General features: G+C 70.7%; 18 protein-coding genes. 9 read left to right on the plus strand and 9 right to left on the minus strand.

Translation table 11 applies throughout. The annotated features are described in order from the left end of the window. The first annotated feature begins 445 nt into the window (after positions 1 to 445). From AC07Q9_RS18040 to AC07Q9_RS18070, 7 genes are all read left to right on the plus strand, one after another. Complete coding sequence (locus AC07Q9_RS18040; protein ID WP_095948363.1) at positions 446 to 1,588, plus strand: branched-chain amino acid ABC transporter substrate-binding protein; 1,143 nt, start codon at positions 446 to 448, stop codon at positions 1,586 to 1,588. Between the two features lie 15 nt (positions 1,589 to 1,603). Continuing rightward, a complete protein-coding gene (locus AC07Q9_RS18045) occupies positions 1,604 to 2,539 on the plus strand; it encodes a 4-hydroxyproline epimerase (protein ID WP_495311094.1) in 936 nt (311 codons plus the stop codon). An 11-nt stretch (positions 2,540 to 2,550) separates the two neighbouring features. Further along, a complete protein-coding gene (locus AC07Q9_RS18050) occupies positions 2,551 to 3,654 on the plus strand; it encodes an NAD(P)/FAD-dependent oxidoreductase (RefSeq protein WP_495311095.1) in 1,104 nt (367 codons plus the stop codon). Then, on the plus strand, positions 3,651 to 3,899 hold the full coding sequence (locus AC07Q9_RS18055) for a (2Fe-2S)-binding protein (RefSeq protein WP_495311098.1): 249 nt from the start codon (positions 3,651 to 3,653) through the stop codon (positions 3,897 to 3,899). The genes AC07Q9_RS18050 and AC07Q9_RS18055 overlap by 4 nt, the downstream gene beginning before the upstream one ends. After that, positions 3,896 to 5,170, plus strand: a complete 1,275-nt coding sequence (locus AC07Q9_RS18060) for an FAD-dependent oxidoreductase (protein ID WP_495311099.1) — start codon at positions 3,896 to 3,898, stop codon at positions 5,168 to 5,170. Before AC07Q9_RS18055 ends, AC07Q9_RS18060 begins: the two co-directional genes overlap by 4 nt. Next, positions 5,167 to 5,883: a GntR family transcriptional regulator gene (locus tag AC07Q9_RS18065; protein ID WP_390347722.1), complete on the plus strand. Its 717-nt coding sequence runs from the start codon at positions 5,167 to 5,169 to the stop codon at positions 5,881 to 5,883. Before AC07Q9_RS18060 ends, AC07Q9_RS18065 begins: the two co-directional genes overlap by 4 nt. Before the next feature lie 79 nt (positions 5,884 to 5,962). Further along, positions 5,963 to 6,889, plus strand: a complete 927-nt coding sequence (locus AC07Q9_RS18070; RefSeq protein WP_495311101.1) for a fatty acid desaturase family protein — start codon at positions 5,963 to 5,965, stop codon at positions 6,887 to 6,889. 4 nt (positions 6,890 to 6,893) lie between these two features. On the opposite strand, the gene AC07Q9_RS18075 is transcribed toward AC07Q9_RS18070, so the two are convergent. Continuing rightward, on the minus strand, positions 6,894 to 7,790 hold the full coding sequence (locus AC07Q9_RS18075) for an EamA family transporter (protein ID WP_495311103.1): 897 nt from the start codon (positions 7,788 to 7,790) through the stop codon (positions 6,894 to 6,896). Between the two features lie 89 nt (positions 7,791 to 7,879). Here AC07Q9_RS18075 and AC07Q9_RS18080 point away from each other — a divergent pair, with 89 nt between their 5' ends. Continuing rightward, complete coding sequence (locus AC07Q9_RS18080) at positions 7,880 to 8,767, plus strand: LysR family transcriptional regulator (protein ID WP_495311105.1); 888 nt, start codon at positions 7,880 to 7,882, stop codon at positions 8,765 to 8,767. Here the strand turns inward: AC07Q9_RS18080 and AC07Q9_RS18085 are convergent. The 8 genes from AC07Q9_RS18085 to AC07Q9_RS18120 all read right to left on the minus strand — a co-directional run bounded on the left by AC07Q9_RS18085 (position 8,704) and on the right by AC07Q9_RS18120 (position 15,461). Next, positions 8,704 to 9,918, minus strand: a complete 1,215-nt coding sequence (locus tag AC07Q9_RS18085; RefSeq protein WP_495311107.1) for an acyltransferase family protein — start codon at positions 9,916 to 9,918, stop codon at positions 8,704 to 8,706. The genes AC07Q9_RS18080 and AC07Q9_RS18085 overlap by 64 nt on opposite strands. A gap of 34 nt (positions 9,919 to 9,952) precedes the next feature. Beyond that, positions 9,953 to 10,975 (minus strand): MerR family transcriptional regulator, encoded by a 1,023-nt coding sequence (locus tag AC07Q9_RS18090; RefSeq protein ID WP_495311109.1) that lies wholly within the window; start codon positions 10,973 to 10,975, stop codon positions 9,953 to 9,955. A 17-nt stretch (positions 10,976 to 10,992) separates the two neighbouring features. Continuing rightward, complete coding sequence (locus tag AC07Q9_RS18095; RefSeq protein ID WP_492682075.1) at positions 10,993 to 11,313, minus strand: hypothetical protein; 321 nt, start codon at positions 11,311 to 11,313, stop codon at positions 10,993 to 10,995. 88 nt (positions 11,314 to 11,401) lie between these two features. Further along, the gene (locus tag AC07Q9_RS18100; RefSeq protein WP_180288607.1) at positions 11,402 to 11,572 is read right to left on the minus strand and encodes a hypothetical protein; all 171 of its coding nucleotides are present in this window, start codon (positions 11,570 to 11,572) and stop codon (positions 11,402 to 11,404) included. Between the two features lie 96 nt (positions 11,573 to 11,668). Beyond that, on the minus strand, positions 11,669 to 13,111 hold the full coding sequence (gene dbpA / locus AC07Q9_RS18105) for an ATP-dependent RNA helicase DbpA (protein WP_495311112.1): 1,443 nt from the start codon (positions 13,109 to 13,111) through the stop codon (positions 11,669 to 11,671). A gap of 121 nt (positions 13,112 to 13,232) precedes the next feature. Beyond that, a complete protein-coding gene (gene infA, locus AC07Q9_RS18110) occupies positions 13,233 to 13,502 on the minus strand; it encodes a translation initiation factor IF-1 (protein ID WP_099794175.1) in 270 nt (89 codons plus the stop codon). Between the two features lie 58 nt (positions 13,503 to 13,560). Next, entirely contained in the window at positions 13,561 to 13,818 is a 258-nt protein-coding gene (locus AC07Q9_RS18115; protein WP_099794174.1) for a hypothetical protein, read from the minus strand. A 389-nt stretch (positions 13,819 to 14,207) separates the two neighbouring features. Continuing rightward, positions 14,208 to 15,461 (minus strand): MFS transporter, encoded by a 1,254-nt coding sequence (locus tag AC07Q9_RS18120; RefSeq protein WP_495311115.1) that lies wholly within the window; start codon positions 15,459 to 15,461, stop codon positions 14,208 to 14,210. An 87-nt stretch (positions 15,462 to 15,548) separates the two neighbouring features. On the opposite strand from AC07Q9_RS18120, the gene pdxR reads away from it, so the two are divergent. Continuing rightward, on the plus strand, positions 15,549 to 17,015 hold the full coding sequence (gene pdxR / locus AC07Q9_RS18125; protein ID WP_495311117.1) for a MocR-like pyridoxine biosynthesis transcription factor PdxR: 1,467 nt from the start codon (positions 15,549 to 15,551) through the stop codon (positions 17,013 to 17,015). Positions 17,016 to 17,018: the final 3 nt, after the last annotated feature.

Genomic DNA, 17,018 nt, shown 5'->3' on the forward strand with positions numbered 1-17,018 from the left:
TTGTTCCTTGGTTTTTTGGCGCTCTTGTTCGGGGCGCGTGCACAGGACACCGGGTACTCCCCTCCGCGAATGTCCCCCGGGGCTGCGCCCCTCCTCCTTGATTTCGCTGCGGGGAGCACCCGATGCCCTGCGCACGAGGGCACGCTGCGGGTGCTCGCCGATCAACGACCGTGGCTGACAACGGTCACGCCGATGGGGTGCCTTGCGCAGCGAAATTAAGGAGGAGGCCGCAGGCCGGGGGACATTCGCGGAGCAAGGTGCCCCGTCGGCGTGATCGCGCCCCGAACGGCCCGTTCGTTCACAGATATCACAGAACCCCAACGACCGAAAGAGCGCTTGCCCCACAGATATCCACAAGATATGTGCTTAATATATTTAAACTGAGACAGGTCTCCATGCAGCCGGGCCCTGTCGTTTTTCATTGTTCCCAACCCTAGGAAGAAGCATGAAGTCACAAGCAGGCATGGTTTCCTCACTCAGTCTCGCGGGCCTGGTCGCCCTGGCCGTGGCCAGTCCCGCGCAGGCCCAGGAGCAGGTGGTCAAGATCGGCCACAGCGGTCCGCTGTCGGGTCCCAACGCCTTCGCGGGCAAGGACAATGAAAACGGCATCCGCCTGGCCATCGAGGAGCTCAACGCGAAGAAGCTCAGCGTCGGCGGCAAGACGCTGAAGTTCGAGCTGGTCTCCGAAGACGACCAGTGCGACGCCAAGACCGGCGTGAGCGTGGCGCAGAAGTTCGTCGACGACGGCGTCAAGTTCGTCATGGGCCCGTACTGCTCGGGCGTGGCCATTCCGGCCTCGCGCATCTACAGCGACGGCGGCACGCTGGTGTCCACCGTGGGCACCAACCCGAAGGTCACGCAGGGCGGCTACAAGAACCTGTACCGCATCATCGCCAGCGACAACCAGATCGGCGGCGCCATGGCCGTGTACGCGGCCAAGGAACTGAAGGTGAAGAAGGTCGGCGTGATCGACGACCGCACGGCCTTCGGCCAGGGCCTCGCCGAAGAGTTCACCAAGGAAGCGAAGAAGCAGGGCCTCACCATCGTGGGCCAGGAGTTCACCACCGACAAGGCCGTCGATTTCACCGCCATCCTGACCAACATGAAGGGCAAGGCGCCCGAGGCGATCTTCTTCGGCGGCTACGCGCCGCAGGCCGCGCCCATGGCGCGCCAGATGAAGCAGCTGGCCGTGCCCGGCAAGCTGCTGGGCGGCGACACCGTGTGCAGCCCGGCCACCGGCAAGATCGGCGGCGACGCGGTGAACGACCTGGTGTTCTGCGCGCAGGGCGGCTCCATGCTCGAGAAGGCGCAAAGCGGTCCGGCCTTCAAGGAGAAGTTCAAGAAGCGCTTCAACGTCGATCCCGACGCGTACGCCGCCTCGTACTACGACCAGGTGCTGTTCATCGGCGAGTCGATGAAGAAGGCCAACGCCATCGACCCCGACAAGGTCGGCGCCGAGCTCTACAAGGCCACCTACAAGGGCGTGGCCGCCACCTACGCGTACGACGACAAGGGCAACATGAAGCAGGCGCCCATCACCGTCTTCACCTTCAAGAACGCGGCCCCCGTGCCGATCGCCAGTTACTGAGTGAGCCCCACACGTATGCAACGCATCCAGGTCATCGACTCGCACACGGGCGGCGAGCCCACGCGCCTTGTGATCGGCGGCTTTCCCGATCTGGGAAAGGGCTCCATGGCCGAGCGCCGCGCGCTGCTGGCCGATCAGCATGACAAGTGGCGCGCCGCCGCCGTGCTCGAGCCGCGCGGCAGCGACGTCGTGGTTGGCGCGCTGCTGTGCGAGCCGGTGTCGCCCGATGCGGCGGCCGGTGTGGTCTTCTTCAACAACGCCGGCTACCTGGGCATGTGCGGCCACGGCACCATCGGGCTGGTCGCGAGCCTGGCACACATGGGGCGCATCGGCGTGGGCGAGCACCGCATCGAGACGCCCGTGGGCACGGTCACGACCACGCTGCATGAAGACGGCTCGGTGAGCGTGCGCAACGTGCCCGCGTACCGGCACCTGCACCAGGTGGCGGTCGAGCTGCCGGGCCACGGCACGGTGCGCGGCGACGTGGCGTGGGGCGGCAACTGGTTCTTCCTCGTGAGCGAGCACGGCCAGCGCGTGGCAAGCGACAACCTCGCGGCGCTGACCGACTACACCGCCGCCTTGCGCCAGGCGCTGGCGGCGCAGGGCATCACGGGCGCTGAGGGCGCGGAGATCGACCACATCGAACTCTTCGCGAACGATGACCAAGGCGCCGACAGCCGCAACTTCGTGCTGTGCCCCGGCAACGCCTATGACCGCTCGCCCTGCGGCACCGGCACCAGCGCCAAGATCGCCTGCCTCGCGGCCGACGGCAAGCTCGCGCCGGGCGCGGTGTGGCGGCAGGCCAGCGTGATCGGCAGCGTCTTCGAGGCGAGCTACGCGATGGACGGCGACCGGGTCATTCCCACGCTGCGCGGCCGTGCGCACATCAGTGCCGAAGCCACATTGCTCATCGACGACGAAGACCCCTTCGGCTGGGGCATCCGCCTCTGACACCGGGGCGCATGGACGCGGACGTCATCGTCATCGGCGCCGGCATCGTCGGCGCGGCGTGTGCCCATGCACTGGCGCAGGCCGGGCGCCGCGTGTGCGTGCTCGATGCGCGCCTGGGCGGTGCTACCGGCGCGGGCATGGGCCACCTCGTGGTGATGGACGACAACGCGGCCGAACTCGAACTCAGCCGCCATTCGGTCGCGCAGTGGCGCGCCCTCGCGCCGCGCCTGGGCGCCGACTGCGCCTACAGCCCCTGCGGCACGCTCTGGATCGCGGCGAACGACGAGGAAATGGCCGAGGCCGAACGCAAGCAGCAGCGGCTGGGCGCGCTCGGCATCGAGAGCCGGCTGCTGACTGCGGCCGAACTCGCGCGCGCCGAGCCCGCCCTGCGCCCCGGCCTGTCGGGTGCGCTCGAAGTGCCGGGCGACGGCATCCTCTATGCGCCGAACGCGGCGCGCTGGCTGCTCGCGCAGCATGCGGCATTGGTGCATGTCGAACACGCGAAGGTCGAGGCCATCGAGGACGACGGCACGCTGCGCCTGGCCGACGGCAGCCGCCGCACCGCGCCGCAGGTCGTGCTCGCCAACGGCATCGAGGCGACGACGCTGTGCCCCGAACTGCCGATCCGCCCGAAGAAGGGCCACCTGCTCATCACCGACCGCTACCCCGGCACGGTGCGCCACCAGCTCGTCGAACTCGGCTACGTGACCAGCGCGCACCACAGTGACGGCGACTCGGTCGCCTTCAACGTGCAGCCGCGCCCCACGGGGCAGCTGCTGGTGGGCTCGTCGCGCCAGTTCGACACGACCGACCTGGCCGTCGAGGCGCCGATGCTCGCGCGCATGCTGCAGCGCACGCTCGACTACCTGCCGGGGCTCGCCGACCTGAACGCCGTGCGCGCATGGACCGGCCTGCGCGCCGCCTCGCCCGACGGCCTGCCGCTGCTGGGCAGGCACCCGTGGCGCGAGAAGCTCTGGCTCGCGGTCGGCCACGAAGGGCTGGGCGTGACCACGGCGCCGGGCAGCGCGCATGTGCTCGCGGCGCTGATGACTGGTGTGACACCCGATTTCGACGCCGCGCCGTATGCGCCGCGCGGTCTGCGGGAGAGGGCATGAGCGATCAGACGCAACTGCACATCGATGGCCAGCCCGTGCGCGTGAAGGCCGGCAGTTCGGTCGCCGCCGCCTTGCGCATCGCCGGCGGCATGGGCGCGGCGCGCACCTCGGTCACGGGCCAGCCGCGCGCGCCGTTCTGCGGCATGGGCGTGTGCCAGGAATGCCGCGTGCAGATCGACGGGCGGCGCCGCCTCGCATGCCAGACCGTGTGCGCCGAGGGCATGCGCGTGGAGACGACGGCATGAGCGGCGTGGCGTTCGACACCTGCGATGTGCTGGTCGTCGGCGCGGGCCCCGCGGGCATGGCCGCGGCCGTGGCGGCAGCGGCCAGTGGTGCGTCGGTCGTGGTGATCGACGACAACCCCGCGCCCGGCGGACAGATCTGGCGCGACGGCCCGGGCGCGTCGCTGCCACCGGCGGCACGTCAGTGGCGCGAGGCACTCACACGCCACGCGGACATCCGCGTGCGCAGCGGCACGCGCGTCGTCGCTGCGCCTGCTTCGCATGAATTGCTGCTCGAAGACGCCGAGGGTGCGACGCGCATGCGATGGACAAAGCTCGTCCTGTGCACCGGCGCCCGCGAACTGCTGCTGCCCTTCCCCGGCTGGACGCTGCCCGGCGTGACGGGCGCGGGCGGGCTGCAAGCGCTGATCAAGGCCGGCCTCCCGGTCGAGGGCGAACGCATCGTCATCGCCGGCAGCGGGCCCTTGCTGCTGGCCGCCGCCGCCACGGCCAAGGCCGCGGGCGCGCAGGTGCTGCGCATCGCCGAGCAGGCCTCGTTCGCCTCGGTCGCAGCCTTCGGTGCCAGCCTCGTGCGCTGGCCCGGCAAGGCTGTCCAGGCGCTCACGCTGGCCGATGCGCGCTACCGCACCGCGTCGCGCATCGTCTCGGCGCAAGGCACGACGCAGGTCGAATCGGTGCGGCTGCGCCAGGGCAGCCGCGAGGTCGAGATGGCCTGCGATCGCATCGCCTGCGGTTTCGGGCTCACGCCCAACACGCAGCTCGGTCAGCTGCTCGGCTGCGCGCTCGCGGGGCCGGGGCTCGCGGTCGACGCGCTGCAGGCCACGAGCGTCGCGGACATCTACGCGGCGGGCGAGTGCACCGGCTTCGGTGGCAGCGAGCGCGCGCTGGTGCAGGGCACCATCGCCGGTCACGCCGCCGTCGGCGAGGCCGCGAAGGCCCGCACCCACGACCGCGAACGCGCCCGCTGGGACGCCTTCGCCGCCCAGCTGCACCGCCGCTTCGCGCTGGCCGACGACCTCAAGGCCCTGCCCCGCCCCGACACGCTCGTGTGCCGCTGCGAGGACGTGCCCTTTGCCGCGCTCTCGGCCTGCACCGGCTGGACCGATGCCAAGCTGCACCGCCGCTGCGGCATGGGCGCCTGCCAGGGGCGCGTGTGCGGCGACGCGGCGCAGTTCCTGTTCGGCTGGACGCCGCCCGCGCCGCGCCCGCCGCTGGTGCCGGTCCGCATCGAGACACTGGCCGGGCTCGCAGCGCCCGGCGACGCCCGACAATGACGGCCCCGCCTCAGTACACGCACGAGCACATCCACATCCCCACCATGGCCGCCCCGAAGACCGCTCCCCGACCCCCGCCCAAGCGCCGCGCGGCCGACCTGGCCTACGACGCCATCGAGGCGCTGCTGTCCACCATGCAGCTGGAGCCCGGCAGCCAGATCGTCGAGGCCGAGCTGGCCGAGCGCACGGGCCTGGGCCGCACGCCGGTGCGCGAGGCGCTGATGCGCATGGTGTCGATCGGCCTCATCGTGCAGCAGCCGCGCCGCGGGCTGCTGGTGTCGACCATCGACCTGGCCGACCACCTGGACGTGATCCAGACCCGCCGCGTGCTCGAGCAGCTGATTGCCGCCTGCGCCGCGCGCCGCGCCACCGCGCCGCAGCGCCAGGCCATCGTGCGCTGCGCCGAGGCCATGGTCGAGGCCGCGGGCCGCGGCGACCTGAACGACTACATGCAGGCCGACCGCGCGCTCGATCTCGTCACCCACCAGGCGAGCCACAACGACTCGGCGGTGAAGGCGGTGGTGCCGCTGATCGTGCAGTGCCGGCGCTTCTGGTACGCCTACCAGCACGAGGGCGAGATCGTCGAAGGCGCGAACGCGCACCTCGAACTGGCGCAGGGCATCGCCACCGGCGACGAGGCCGCGGCCATCGCGGGCGCCGAGCGGCTCATGGACTACCTCGAAGTCTTCGCCCGAAAAATCATCGACAAGTAGGCCGAAGGGCCTCGCCTGCCCCCGCCCACACCGGGGAACTACGCGTGATCTGCCGGCGCCTTCGCCGCATACTGGCCCGATGGCCGCTGCACCCCGCGCTCGACCCGAAGACTTCTTCACCCCCGACGAGTGGCAATCGCTCACCGCGCGCTCGTCCTGGCGGGGCCTGTGGCTGGTGGCGCACTGCTGGGGCGTGATCGGCGCCGCGATGCTCGTGGGCATCGTGTGGCCGTGGACCATTCCGCTCATGGTGCCGATCGTCGGCGCGCGCCAGCTGGGCCTGTTCATCCTCATGCACGACGCCGCGCACGCGGGGCTGCACCGCAACCGCAAGGTGAACGACTGGGTCGGCTACTGGCTGTGCTCGCCCACGCTGCGCGACTACCGGCCCTACCACCTGCAGCACCACCGCTTCGTGCAGCAGACCGAAGACCCCGACCTCGTGCTGTCGGCGCCCTTCCCGATCTCGCGCGATTCGATGTGGCGCAAGGTCGTGCGCGACCTCAGCGGCCAGACCTTCTACAAGCAGCGCTTCGGGCACATCGCCGACGCCCTGCGTCAACGTGCGCCGGGCGAATCGGCGCTGCGCGTGTTCGGGCGCGAGCTGGCGAAGGACAGGCGTTTCCTCATCGGCAACGGCCTGGGCCTGCTGGCCTTCGCCGTGGCGGGCTACTGGTGGGCCTGGGTGCTGATGTGGCTGCTGCCGATGGCGACCTGGCTGCCGCTCGTGAGCCGCGTGCGCAACATCGCCGAGCATGCGCTGGTGGCGCAGAACGAGGCCGATCCGCTGCGCCAGGCGCGCACCACGCACGCCGGCTGGCTCGAACGCATCTTCGTGGCGCCCTACTGGGTCAACTACCACTGCGAGCACCACATGTTCACCAACCTGCCCTGCTGGGCGCTCCCGAAGGCGCACCGCCTGCTGCAGCGCCAGGGCGCGACGGCGCGCATGGAAGTGCAGCCCGGCTACCTGCAGCTGCTGCGCCGCGCCGCCCCTGTGGGCTGAAACCTCAACGACTCGGTGCGGGCTGCACCGCCGGCACCGGCTGCGCACCGCGCTGCGCCTGCTGGCTCAGCCAGATGCTCGCGATCACGATGCCGATGCCCGCCATCTGCCAGCCCGACAGGCTCTGGCCCAGCAAGGCCCAGCCCAGGATCACCGCCGTCACCGGGCTCAGGAAGGCCAGCGGCGCGATCGCCGAGGGCTCCAGCCGCGCCACGCCGCGGAACCACACGATGTAGGTGAGCGCGGCGCCGACCAGGCCGAGCCAGGCGAAGCCGACCCAGTTCATCGCCGTGAGCGCCGGCAGCGGCGGTTCCAGCCACAGCGCCACCGGCAGCAGCAGCAGGCCGCCGGCCGTCAGCTGCCAGGCCGTGAAGGTCAGCGCCGACACCGGCGGCTGCCAGCGCCGGCTCAGCACCGTGCCGAAGGCCATCGACACCGCTGCCGCGAGCGCCGCGGCGATGCCCAGCGCGTCGAGCGCGGCGTTCGGCGTGAGCACCAGCAGCGCCACCCCGCCCATGCCGATCACGGCCGCCGCCACCGACAGCGCGCGCACCGGCGCGCCCAGCAGCAGGCCGGCCAGGAACACCACGAACAGCGGCTGCACCGAGGTGATGGTGGCCGCCACGCCGCCCGGCAGCCGGTAGGCGGCCAGGAACAGCATCGCCCACAGCACCGAGAAGTTCAGCGCGCCCAGCAGCAGGATGCGCCCCCACCACGCCCGGGGCGGCAGCTGGCGCACGATGAGCATCAGCAGCAGGCCCGCCGGTAGTGCGCGCAGCAGCGCCACCGTCAGCGGGTAGTTCGCCGGCAGCAGCTCGGTGGTCACGATGTAGGTGCTGCCCCAGACCGCAGGCGCGATCGCGGTGAGCAGGACGTCGGTGGTGCGGTTGGAGGAGGTCATGGCTCGAATCTAGGCCGTTGACCTGTGGTTGTGAATGCTCGAATAATGAATTGATTCTTTACTGACAGTCGTCAATCGAGCGCCGGCCCATGGACCATCTCACCGCCCTCAAGGTCTTTCGCACCACCGCCGCGGCGGGCAGCTTCGCCGGCGCCGCGCGGCAGCTGGGGCTGTCGGCCGCGGCCGTCAGCAAGAACATCGCCGAGCTGGAGGCGCACCTGAAGGTGCGGCTGATCAACCGCACCACGCGCAGCATGAGCCTCACCGAGGCCGGCGCGGCCTACGTGGAGCGGCTCGCGCGCATCCTCGACGACCTGGACGAGGCCGACGCCGCGCTGGCGCCCGTGGGCGCGAGCCCGGGCGGCGTGCTGCGCGTGAGCGCGCCGCTGACCTTCGCGCTGACCTGCATCTCGCCGCACATCCCCGCCTTCCTGGCGCGCCACCCCAACCTGCGGCTGGAGCTGAACCTGCAGGACACCCGCATCGACCTGATCGGCGAGGGCTACGACCTCGCGATCCGCGGCAGCGACCGGCTGGAAGACTCGAGCCTGGTCGCGCGCGAGCTCATGACCATGACCCACGTGCTGTGCGGCGCGCCCGGCTACTTCGCGGCCCACGGCCGGCCTGCCGCGCCCGAAGACCTGAAGGCCCACGAGTGCGTGCAGTTCACCCTGTCGGGCCACGCGAACAAATGGACCTTCCGCCGCGCCGGACGCAGCGTGGCGGTGCCGATCGACGGGCGCTACAAGGTCAGCTCCAGCATCGCCGTGCGCGACGCCCTGCTCGCGGGCTTCGGCCTGAGCCTGGTGCCGCGCATCTATGTCGAGCAGGAGCTGGTAGCGGGGCGCCTGCAGGCGGCGCTCGAAGACTGGGAGGCCGACCGCACGCCGGTGTACGCCGTGTACCCCTCGCGTCACCTGGCGGCGAAAACGCGCGCCTTTGTCGACTTCCTGCTGGAACGGTTTGCGGCGCGCTGACCGTTCAGCAGCCGGCCGATGACGGTGTGGCGCACCAGCAGCTGGTAGCTCGCCAGCGCCACGAGCGAGGTGGCCGCGATGTTGAGGCCCATCTTCGCGAGCGCGCCGAGCGGCGCGTGGAACAGCAGGATGCCGAAGCCGATGGTGCCGAGCATGTGTACGAGATACACCCAGTACGAGCTTTCCGAGAGGTACGCCAGCACCGCGTTCTGGCGCGGCAGGTAGCGCACGAAGCCGCCGATCAGCGCCAGGCTCCAGAGCCATGAGGTCGCGTTGTAGGTGAAGGCGATCCAGAACTCGGGGTGCGGCAGGCGGTGCGCACCGGGCCCGCGCATGGCGCCCAGCAGCGCGAGCGTCACAAGGAAGAAGACCAGTCCGGCCAGCGCATGGCCTTTGCAGCGCGCAGCGAAGCGCGCGAGCAGGCGCTCCTGATCGCGGTGCAGGTACCAGCCGAACACGAAGAACAGGCCGCTTTGCACCCACTCGGCGAACGGCGGCAGGAACGCGCCGCTCTCCATCACGAAGCCGGACGGATGGAAGGCGCCCGTCACCGCCAGCGGCAGCGCCAGCACCGCGAAGCCCCAGCGGCGTTCCGCGAGCCGCACGAAGCCGCGGGCGACCGCATCACGCAGCCGCGCCGGCACGAAACGCTGCAGCCGCACGCCGGCCCAGGCCAGCACGCTGAACCAGAACAGCTGGTAGAGGAACCACAGATGCATGGTGTTGAAGGGCGAACCGCCGGGTTGCCGCGCAGGCGTGAGTGCGGTGTCGATGCCCGGCACGCCGCGCACGGTCAGGTGGATGTAGACCATCGCCAGCACCGTGGTCCCCACGAACAGCAGTGGCCAGAAGATCGCGAAGGGCAGCGCGAGCCGCAGGCTGCGGTTCTTCAGCATGCCGTGGGCGCCGCGCCGCTCGACCAGCAGCGCGACGAAGAAGCCCGCCAGCACGAAGAACACCGGCATGCGAAAGCTGTGGATGAAGAGCAGCAGCAGGTCGGCGACCGGCGAGGTCTTCGGGTCGCGCCAGGGCAGCGGCGAGGCGACGGTGAGGTGGTTGATCGCCACGTGCAGCACGATGCCGAGCCACATCATCAGGGCGCGGAGGTTGTCGAGCGCGTGGAGCCGTTGAGGGGTGTGTGCGTTGTTCATGCGGCCCACTCTCGAGCCTCACGCAACGTCAGGGTCAAGGGGCTGTGGTGGCGTCGGGCCGGGCCAGGGCCAAGGCGCGCAGCAGGTACTCGCGCACGGCGGGCGTGGCGACCGCGCCGGCCTGCAGCACCGGCTCCGCGGCCATCGCCTGCATCAGGCGGGCCGCCAGGGCCGGGTCGTGGTCGGTGAAGGCCTCGAAGAGCTGCGCCCAGGTGCGCGCGATGGCCTGCACGGCGGCGTCGCCGGGCGCCACGCCGCGCGCCTGCAGGTCGGCGAGTTCGTGCGCCAGCCGGCGCCATTCGTCGTCGGGCGGCGGGCCGAGCCGCGCGAGGTCGTCGGTGCTCAGGTGACGCAGCAGCGCGGCCATGCGCAGGCCGATGGCCTGTTCGATGTAGGCGATGAGTTCGGCCGACGGCCCGTTGTCGAGCCGCACCACCGGCTCGCGCCGGTACATCTCGCCCCAGCGCGCGACGCGGTCGAAGTTGCTGTCCATCCAGAGGCCCATCAGCGTCATCCAGCGGGCGGCCAGCGGCTGCAGCTGCGGGGCGTCGGCCGGCACGCCGCCGGCCATGCACGCCGTCACCTCGGCGATCAGCGGCGGCCACAGCGCGGCCACGGCCTTCCCGTTGGTCATCAGCGACTGGACTTCGGCCGGGCTGAAATAGCGCGCGTAGGTGCTCATCTGCTCCAGCGTGGCCAGCCAGTCCTGCGGGCCGGGCGGGTCGCCGTCGCTCAGACGCTGTTCGAGCAGGCCGAGCCGTTCGCGCAGCGCCGTGGCCTGGGCGATCTGCTGGTCGAGCGAGACGATCTGGCGCCGGAGAATGTCCGGCAGCGCCCCGCCCTGCGCCGCCAGCAGGCCGCCGATGTCGGCCAGCGGCAGGCCCAGCAGCCGCAGCGCCTGGATCGCGTGCAGGCGGCCGATGTCGGTGGCGTCGTAGAGCCGGTAGCCGGCCTCGGAGCGCGCAGAGGGCACGAGCAGGCCGATGGCGTCGTAGTGGTGCAGCGTGCGCACCGTGAGGCCGGTGCGCCTGGCGAGTTCTCCGACCTTGAGCCGCACCGTGCGCCCCTGCTTTTCTAATCGTCGGCTGCGACGGGCTCGGGCCCGGGCCACCCCAGCAACTCGGCCAGCCGCTGCACGATCCATTCGGCCTCGGCGGGCGACACGCCCGATTCCGGCGTGGCGAGCCCCGCGTGGATGCGCCGCAGGATCTCGCTTTCGACCGGCACCTCGGTGTGGTGCTGGATCTGCGCATGGCCCACGAGGTGGCCGGCGAGGTCTTCGCAGATCTCGTAGCGCGCGCGCACCACGTCGATCGGCTCGCTCAGGCGCTGGCGCGCGTCGCTGTAGACCGCGAAGAACGAGGGCGGGATGTAGATCTGGTTGTCGTCCGACATGGCGGCCTTGTTTTAAGCGGGCCCAATGACAAAACGCGCCCGGGGGCGCGTTCGTCGTGGCTCCGAAGAAGGAGCCGTGGGGGCTGGATCAGCCGCCCTTGGTGGGGCGCTTGCCCGGGTTCTTCTTGCTGCGCGTGGCGGTGCCGCGTTCCAGGCTGACCTTCTGGCCACCACCGGTGCGAGGCGCGGTGTAGCCGGGCATGGGGGTCGGCTTCGGGCTGGCAAGACGGTCGGCTTCGGTACGGATTTTCTTGGGCATGGAAAGCTCGGATAAAAAAGATGTTCGACCCTCAATTAGGCCACATCGGCAGATTTCACATGCCAAGAGGCGAAACGGCGGGCCATGGGAGGGGTGTCAGGTCGACTGCGGTGTCAGCAGGCGGACCCTGACGCTCTTGCCTTTCACACGCCCGTTGTCGAGCTTGCGTGCGGCTTCTTCGGCAATGCTGCGGTCCACCGCAACATAGGTCGAGTACTCGTTGACGTTGATCTTGCCGACCTGCTCCTTGGCATAGCCGCAGTCGCCCGTCAGTGCGCCCAGCACGTCGCCGGCGCGGATCTTTTCCTTGCGCCCGCCGACGATCTGCAGCGTGGCCATCGGCGGCGTGAGCGGCGCGCCCTTCGCGGGCGTGAGCTCGGCCAGGTTGTGCCATTCGGACTCGCGGCCTTGCAGCTGTTCGATCTTTCCGACGAAGCCCATCTCGTTCATGCTGGCCAGGTTCAGCGCCAGGCCTTCCGAGCCGCCCTGCTGGCCCACGCGGCCGGTGCGGCCCACGCGGTGGATGTGGATCTCGGAATCGGGCGTCACGTCGACGTTGATCACGGCTTCGAGGTGCGAGATGTCCAGGCCGCGCGCCGCCACGTCGGTGGCCACGAGCACCGAGCAGCTGCGGTTGGCGAACTGCACCAGCACCTGGTCGCGCTCGCGCTGCTCCAGCTCGCCGAACAGCGCCATCGCGCTGAAGCCCTGCGCCTGCAGCACGTCGACGAGGTCGCGGCACTGCTGCTTGGTGTTGCAGAAGGCCAGCGTGCTCACGGGGCGGAAATGGTCGAGCAGCAGGCTCACGGTGTGCAGCCGCTCGCTGTCCTTCACCTGGTACCAGCGCTGGCGGATCTTGCTGCCTTCATGCTGGGCCTGCACCGTGATCTGCTCGGGGTTCTTCATGAACTGCTGCGCGAGCTTGGCGATGCCTTCGGGGTACGTGGCCGAGAACAGCAGCGTCTGGCGTTCCTTGGGGCACTGGCGCGCCACCGTCACGATGTCGTCGAAGAAGCCCATGTCGAGCATGCGGTCGGCCTCGTCGAGCACCAGCGTGTTGAGCGCCGAGAGGTCGAGGTTGCCGCGCTCCAGGTGGTCCATGATGCGGCCCGGCGTGCCCACGACGATGTGCGCGCCGTGCTCCAGGCTGGCGATCTGCCCGCGCAGCGCGACGCCGCCGCAGAGCGTGACCACCTTGATGTTTTCTTCGGCGCGCGCCAGGCGGCGGATTTCGGTCGTGACCTGGTCGGCCAGCTCGCGCGTGGGGCACAGCACCATCGCCTGGATGGCGAAGCGGCGCGGGTTCAGGTTGGACAGCAGCGCCAGCGCGAAGGCGGCGGTCTTGCCGCTGCCGGTCTTGGCCTGCGCGATCAGGTCCTTGCCCAGCAGGGCGGGCGGCAGTGCGGCGGCCTGGATGGCCGTCATCTGCGTGTAGCCGAGCTGGGTGAGGTTGGCCAGCATCTGGGGCGACAGCGCCAGCGTGGCAAAGCCGTGGGGTTCGGCGGGGAGGCCGCCGGCTGGGGAGGTGGTGGTGTTCATCGTTCGGCAGCCGGAGACAGACAGGAAGACGGAGAAAACAGAAAAGTGACGGCCCGGAAAAGACAAAGGCCTTGCAGGGCCCCCTCCGGGAGGGCGCTCTGCAAGGCCGGCCGGGCGTCGCTCAGCGGCGGGGCGAGTTGTTGCCCGAGTTGGTCGGCGGGGGACCGCGGCGTTCCAGGTGACGGAACGTGATGCGGCCCTTGGTCAGGTCGTAGGGCGAGAGCTCGAGCGAGACCTTGTCGCCGGCCAGGATGCGGATGTGGTGCTTGCGCATCTTGCCGCCGCTGTAGGCGATCAGCTGGTGACCGTTGTCGAGCGTGACGCGGTAGCGCGAGTCGGGCAGGACTTCGGTCACTGCGCCGTTCATTTCGATCAGTTCTTCCTTGGGCATAAGTGATTACCTCTGAATCGTTCGATGTGTGTTGGAGATGGAATTGGGTGCAATTGTTTCAGGCCGCGCACGGAAGTGCGAGAGGGGCCACGGGTGCGCGTTCGCGCACCCAGCCCAGGCCCTGTTCGATGGCGTAGCCGAGCGCCGCGGCGTGGCTGGCAAAGCGCGGCGTGAAGCGCATCACGCGGTCGTGCATGCCGCTGCCGTGGCCGGAGCGGATCGAGACGGAAGCGGCATAGCCGCCGTCGTCCTGGTGTCGAATGAGCGGGGAAACAAGGTACTTGCCCACCGCGATACTGTGTTGAATGATGTCCATGAAGCCTTGGCGCCACGCGCAGAGACAGCGCGCGAAGAGCCTGAAAAATAATTGAAAACGGACGCGGACCGGCCGCAACGGCGCGGGGGATGCGCAATTCGCTTCAACAGGAACGAAGGCAGTGGTGGCAATCATGGGCGCCCGGTCTGGCGCTCCAACACACTGTGAAGCCGGCTTGAAAATGAGAGGCCTGAAGAATCCAAGGACAGTGCAGGTCAGCCGGCGGGAGTGACGAAATTCTTCGTCGTGGTATCGAAACGAACCCGACATTATAGCTTGCAGGGCATGACAGTTGCTTGTCTTAAAAACAACGCCTGCATGAAAAAGGCCCCGAAGGGCCGTCCATTCTGCCAAGTCAGCTATTAAAAATATAGCAACCCGCCGATGGATCAGGCGCAGGCCGGCGCCGTCGACGCCGCAGGCGCCGCCGACCGGGCCCGCCGCGCCGCGCGCCACAGCAGCACCAGCCCCGCCAGCTGGGCGGCGGCGCCCACCCACCCCACCGCGCTCACGCCGACCCATGCGATCGTCGCACCGCCCAGCCCCGAGCCCGCCGCGATGCCCAGGTAGACCGCCGAGGCGTTGAGCGACAGCGTCATCGGCGCACGCTCGGGCGCGAGCCGGATCAGCCGCACCGCCTGCGCCGGGCCGAAGCCCCAGCCGGCGAAGCCCCACAGCGCCGAGAGGCCCACGATCAGCGGCAGCGCCAGCCCGCGCGGCAGCATCTGCGCGGCGAACGAGAGCCCGCCCATGATCACCACCAGCGCCAGCGCGAAGCCCCGCGCCATGCGGTCGGCGCCGAAACGGTCGGTGGCCCAGCCGCCGGTCGCGGTGCCCAGCGCCGCGGCCACGCCGATCGCGAAGAACACCGCGCCCACGCCCTCGGCCCCGAAGCCCAGCGTGTGGCCGAGGAACAGCGCGATGTAGGTGTAGAAGCTGAAGCCGCCCGTGGCCCACAGCACGGTGGCCAGCAGCGCCGGCGCCACGCCGGGTTCGCGCGCCACGGCGAAGGCCGAGGTGCGCGGGGCTGCGTCGGCCTTCGCCTGCTCCAGCGTGCGCGGCAGCCCCACGAACAGGCCCCAGGTGGCCAGTGCCGCCACCGCGGCGATCAGCAGGTAGGCCGTGCGCCAGCCGCCCCAGCCCGCGATCCAGGCGCCCAGCGGCACGCCGAGCGCCACCGCCACGGTGCCGCCACCGGTCACGATGGCCAGCGCCCGGCCGCGCAGCGCGGGCGACACCATCGCCGCCGCCACCGCGCTGGCTGTCGGCAGGAACACGCCCGCCACCAGCCCGAGCGCGACGCGCGCCAGGGCCAGTTGCGCGATGCCGTGCGCCATCGAGGCCGCCGCCGTCAGGCCCGCGAACGTCGCCAGGCTGGCGATCAGCAACGGGCGGCGCCCGAAGCGCGCGAGCAGCGCGGCCATCAGCGGCGAGCCGATCGCATAGCTCAGTGCGAACAGCAGCACCAGTTGGCCGGCCCGCGCGGCGCTGACCTGCAGGTCGGCCGCCAGCACCGGCAGCAGGCCGGCGACCATGAAGCTTTCGGTGCCGATGGCGAAGGCGCCCAGCGCGAGCCAGGCCAGGCCCTGGGGCAGGCGTTCGGCGGGCGGTTGCTGCTGTGAGGTTTCAGGAGCGGTGTGCATGGTGAAGGACTCCATGGGTGGGTGTTCCAAGGCCTCCAGAATAGGATTGCAGGCGGCTCTTCAAAAGAACCACAATCGGCAAAGATCATGGAGCCACTTTTCGAACTTGCCCTGCGCCTGCCGGTCGCCGGTTCGCGCGACCTGCTGCGCGCGCTGCACCGCCAGCTGCGCGACGCCATCCTCGACGGCCGGCTGCAGCCCGGCGCGCGCCTGCCCGCCACGCGCGCGCTGTCGCAGCGGCTGGGCGTGTCGCGCAACACCATGCTGGCGGCCTACGACCTGCTGCTGAGCGAGGGCTACCTGCTGGCGCGCCCGGGCTCCGGCACCTTCGTGGCCGACACGTTGCCCGCGTTGCGGCGCGGCCGGGCCGCGCCGAAAGAGGCGGGCGCCCCGCCCCGGCGCGATCCGCGGCTGGTGCCGCTGAACCTGCCCGGCGCCGACCTCGCCCCCACGCTGCAGCCGCGGGCCGCGCGCGACGACTTCCGCGTCGGCCTGCCCGACGTCGGCGCCTTTCCGTTCGACATCTGGCGCCGCCTGTCCGACCGCGCGCTGCGCCGCGTGGCGCGCCAGACCGCCGACTACGCCGACCCGCAGGGCCAGGGCGCCCTGCGCGAGGCGATCGCGGCGCACGTGTCGTTCACGCGCGCGGTCGGCTGCACGGCCGACGACATCGTGGTCACGGCCGGCGCGCAGCAGGCCTTCGGGCTGCTCGCGCGCATCCTGGTGGTGCCGGGGCGCACGGTGGTGGCGGTCGAGCAGCTGTTCTATCCCTCGCTGCGCGAGGCCATGCTCGCGGCCGGCGCGAAGGTGGTCACGGTGCCGACCGACGACGACGGCCTGTGCGTGGACCGCATCCCGCCCGAGGCGCGCGTGGTCTGCGTGACGCCCTCGCACCAGTTCCCCACCGGCGTGGCGATGTCGCCGCCGCGCCGGGCCGCGCTGCTGGCCTTTGCGCGGGCGCGCAATGCCGTGCTCATCGAGGACGACTACGACAGCGAGTTCCGCTTTGCCGGCCGCCCGCTCGACGCGCTGCAGACGCTCGACCGCGCCGGCTCGGTGTTCTACGTCGGCACTTTTTCCAAGAGCCTGTTCCCCGCCCTGCGCCTGGGCTTCGTGGTGGCGCCGCCCTGGGCCCGCGCGGCACTGGTGCGGGCGCGCGAGCTGGCCGACTGGCACGGCCCGGTGCTCGGGCAGGAGGCGCTCGCGGCCTTCATTGCCGAAGGGCACCTGGCGCGCCACATCCGCCGCATGCGCAAGCTCTACGGCGCGCGGCGCAGCGCTTTGCTCGACGCGCTGGCGCGCCACGGCGCAGGCCGGCTGGAGGCGATTCCGTCCGATGCCGGCCTGCACCTGTCGGCCTGGCTGCACGGCGGTGCGCGCGACCATGTGGTGGTCGAGCGCGCCGCGGCGGCCGGCATCACGCTGCCGCCGCTGTCGCGCTTCGCGCTCGATCCGCAGGCGCCCGATGCGCCCAACGGGCTGGCCTTCGGCTTCGGGTTGATCGCCGAGTCGCAGATCGACGGCGCCATCCGGCGGCTGGTGCGCCTGCTGTAGCGC

The organism is Variovorax sp. GW821-FHT09A10 (genome assembly GCF_059418385.1).

Bases quoted from the DNA above. Each gene is read 5' to 3' on its own strand.
- dbpA (WP_495311112.1), bottom strand. From the start codon at position 13,111: ATGAACACCACCACCTCCCCAGCCGGCGGCCTCCCCGCCGAACCCCAC.
- infA (WP_099794175.1), bottom strand. From the start codon at position 13,502: ATGCCCAAGGAAGAACTGATCGAAATGAACGGCGCAGTGACCGAAGTC.
- AC07Q9_RS18085 (WP_495311107.1), bottom strand. From the start codon at position 9,918: ATGAACAACGCACACACCCCTCAACGGCTCCACGCGCTCGACAACCTC.
- AC07Q9_RS18080 (WP_495311105.1), top strand. From the start codon at position 7,880: ATGGACCATCTCACCGCCCTCAAGGTCTTTCGCACCACCGCCGCGGCG.
- AC07Q9_RS18045 (WP_495311094.1), top strand. From the start codon at position 1,604: ATGCAACGCATCCAGGTCATCGACTCGCACACGGGCGGCGAGCCCACG.
- AC07Q9_RS18070 (WP_495311101.1), top strand. From the start codon at position 5,963: ATGGCCGCTGCACCCCGCGCTCGACCCGAAGACTTCTTCACCCCCGAC.
- AC07Q9_RS18095 (WP_492682075.1), bottom strand. From the start codon at position 11,313: ATGTCGGACGACAACCAGATCTACATCCCGCCCTCGTTCTTCGCGGTC.
- AC07Q9_RS18075 (WP_495311103.1), bottom strand. From the start codon at position 7,790: ATGACCTCCTCCAACCGCACCACCGACGTCCTGCTCACCGCGATCGCG.
- AC07Q9_RS18060 (WP_495311099.1), top strand. From the start codon at position 3,896: ATGAGCGGCGTGGCGTTCGACACCTGCGATGTGCTGGTCGTCGGCGCG.
- pdxR (WP_495311117.1), top strand. From the start codon at position 15,549: ATGGAGCCACTTTTCGAACTTGCCCTGCGCCTGCCGGTCGCCGGTTCG.
- AC07Q9_RS18050 (WP_495311095.1), top strand. From the start codon at position 2,551: ATGGACGCGGACGTCATCGTCATCGGCGCCGGCATCGTCGGCGCGGCG.
- AC07Q9_RS18040 (WP_095948363.1), top strand. From the start codon at position 446: ATGAAGTCACAAGCAGGCATGGTTTCCTCACTCAGTCTCGCGGGCCTG.
- AC07Q9_RS18065 (WP_390347722.1), top strand. From the start codon at position 5,167: ATGACGGCCCCGCCTCAGTACACGCACGAGCACATCCACATCCCCACC.
- AC07Q9_RS18100 (WP_180288607.1), bottom strand. From the start codon at position 11,572: ATGCCCAAGAAAATCCGTACCGAAGCCGACCGTCTTGCCAGCCCGAAG.
- AC07Q9_RS18120 (WP_495311115.1), bottom strand. From the start codon at position 15,461: ATGCACACCGCTCCTGAAACCTCACAGCAGCAACCGCCCGCCGAACGC.
- AC07Q9_RS18055 (WP_495311098.1), top strand. From the start codon at position 3,651: ATGAGCGATCAGACGCAACTGCACATCGATGGCCAGCCCGTGCGCGTG.
- AC07Q9_RS18115 (WP_099794174.1), bottom strand. From the start codon at position 13,818: ATGGACATCATTCAACACAGTATCGCGGTGGGCAAGTACCTTGTTTCC.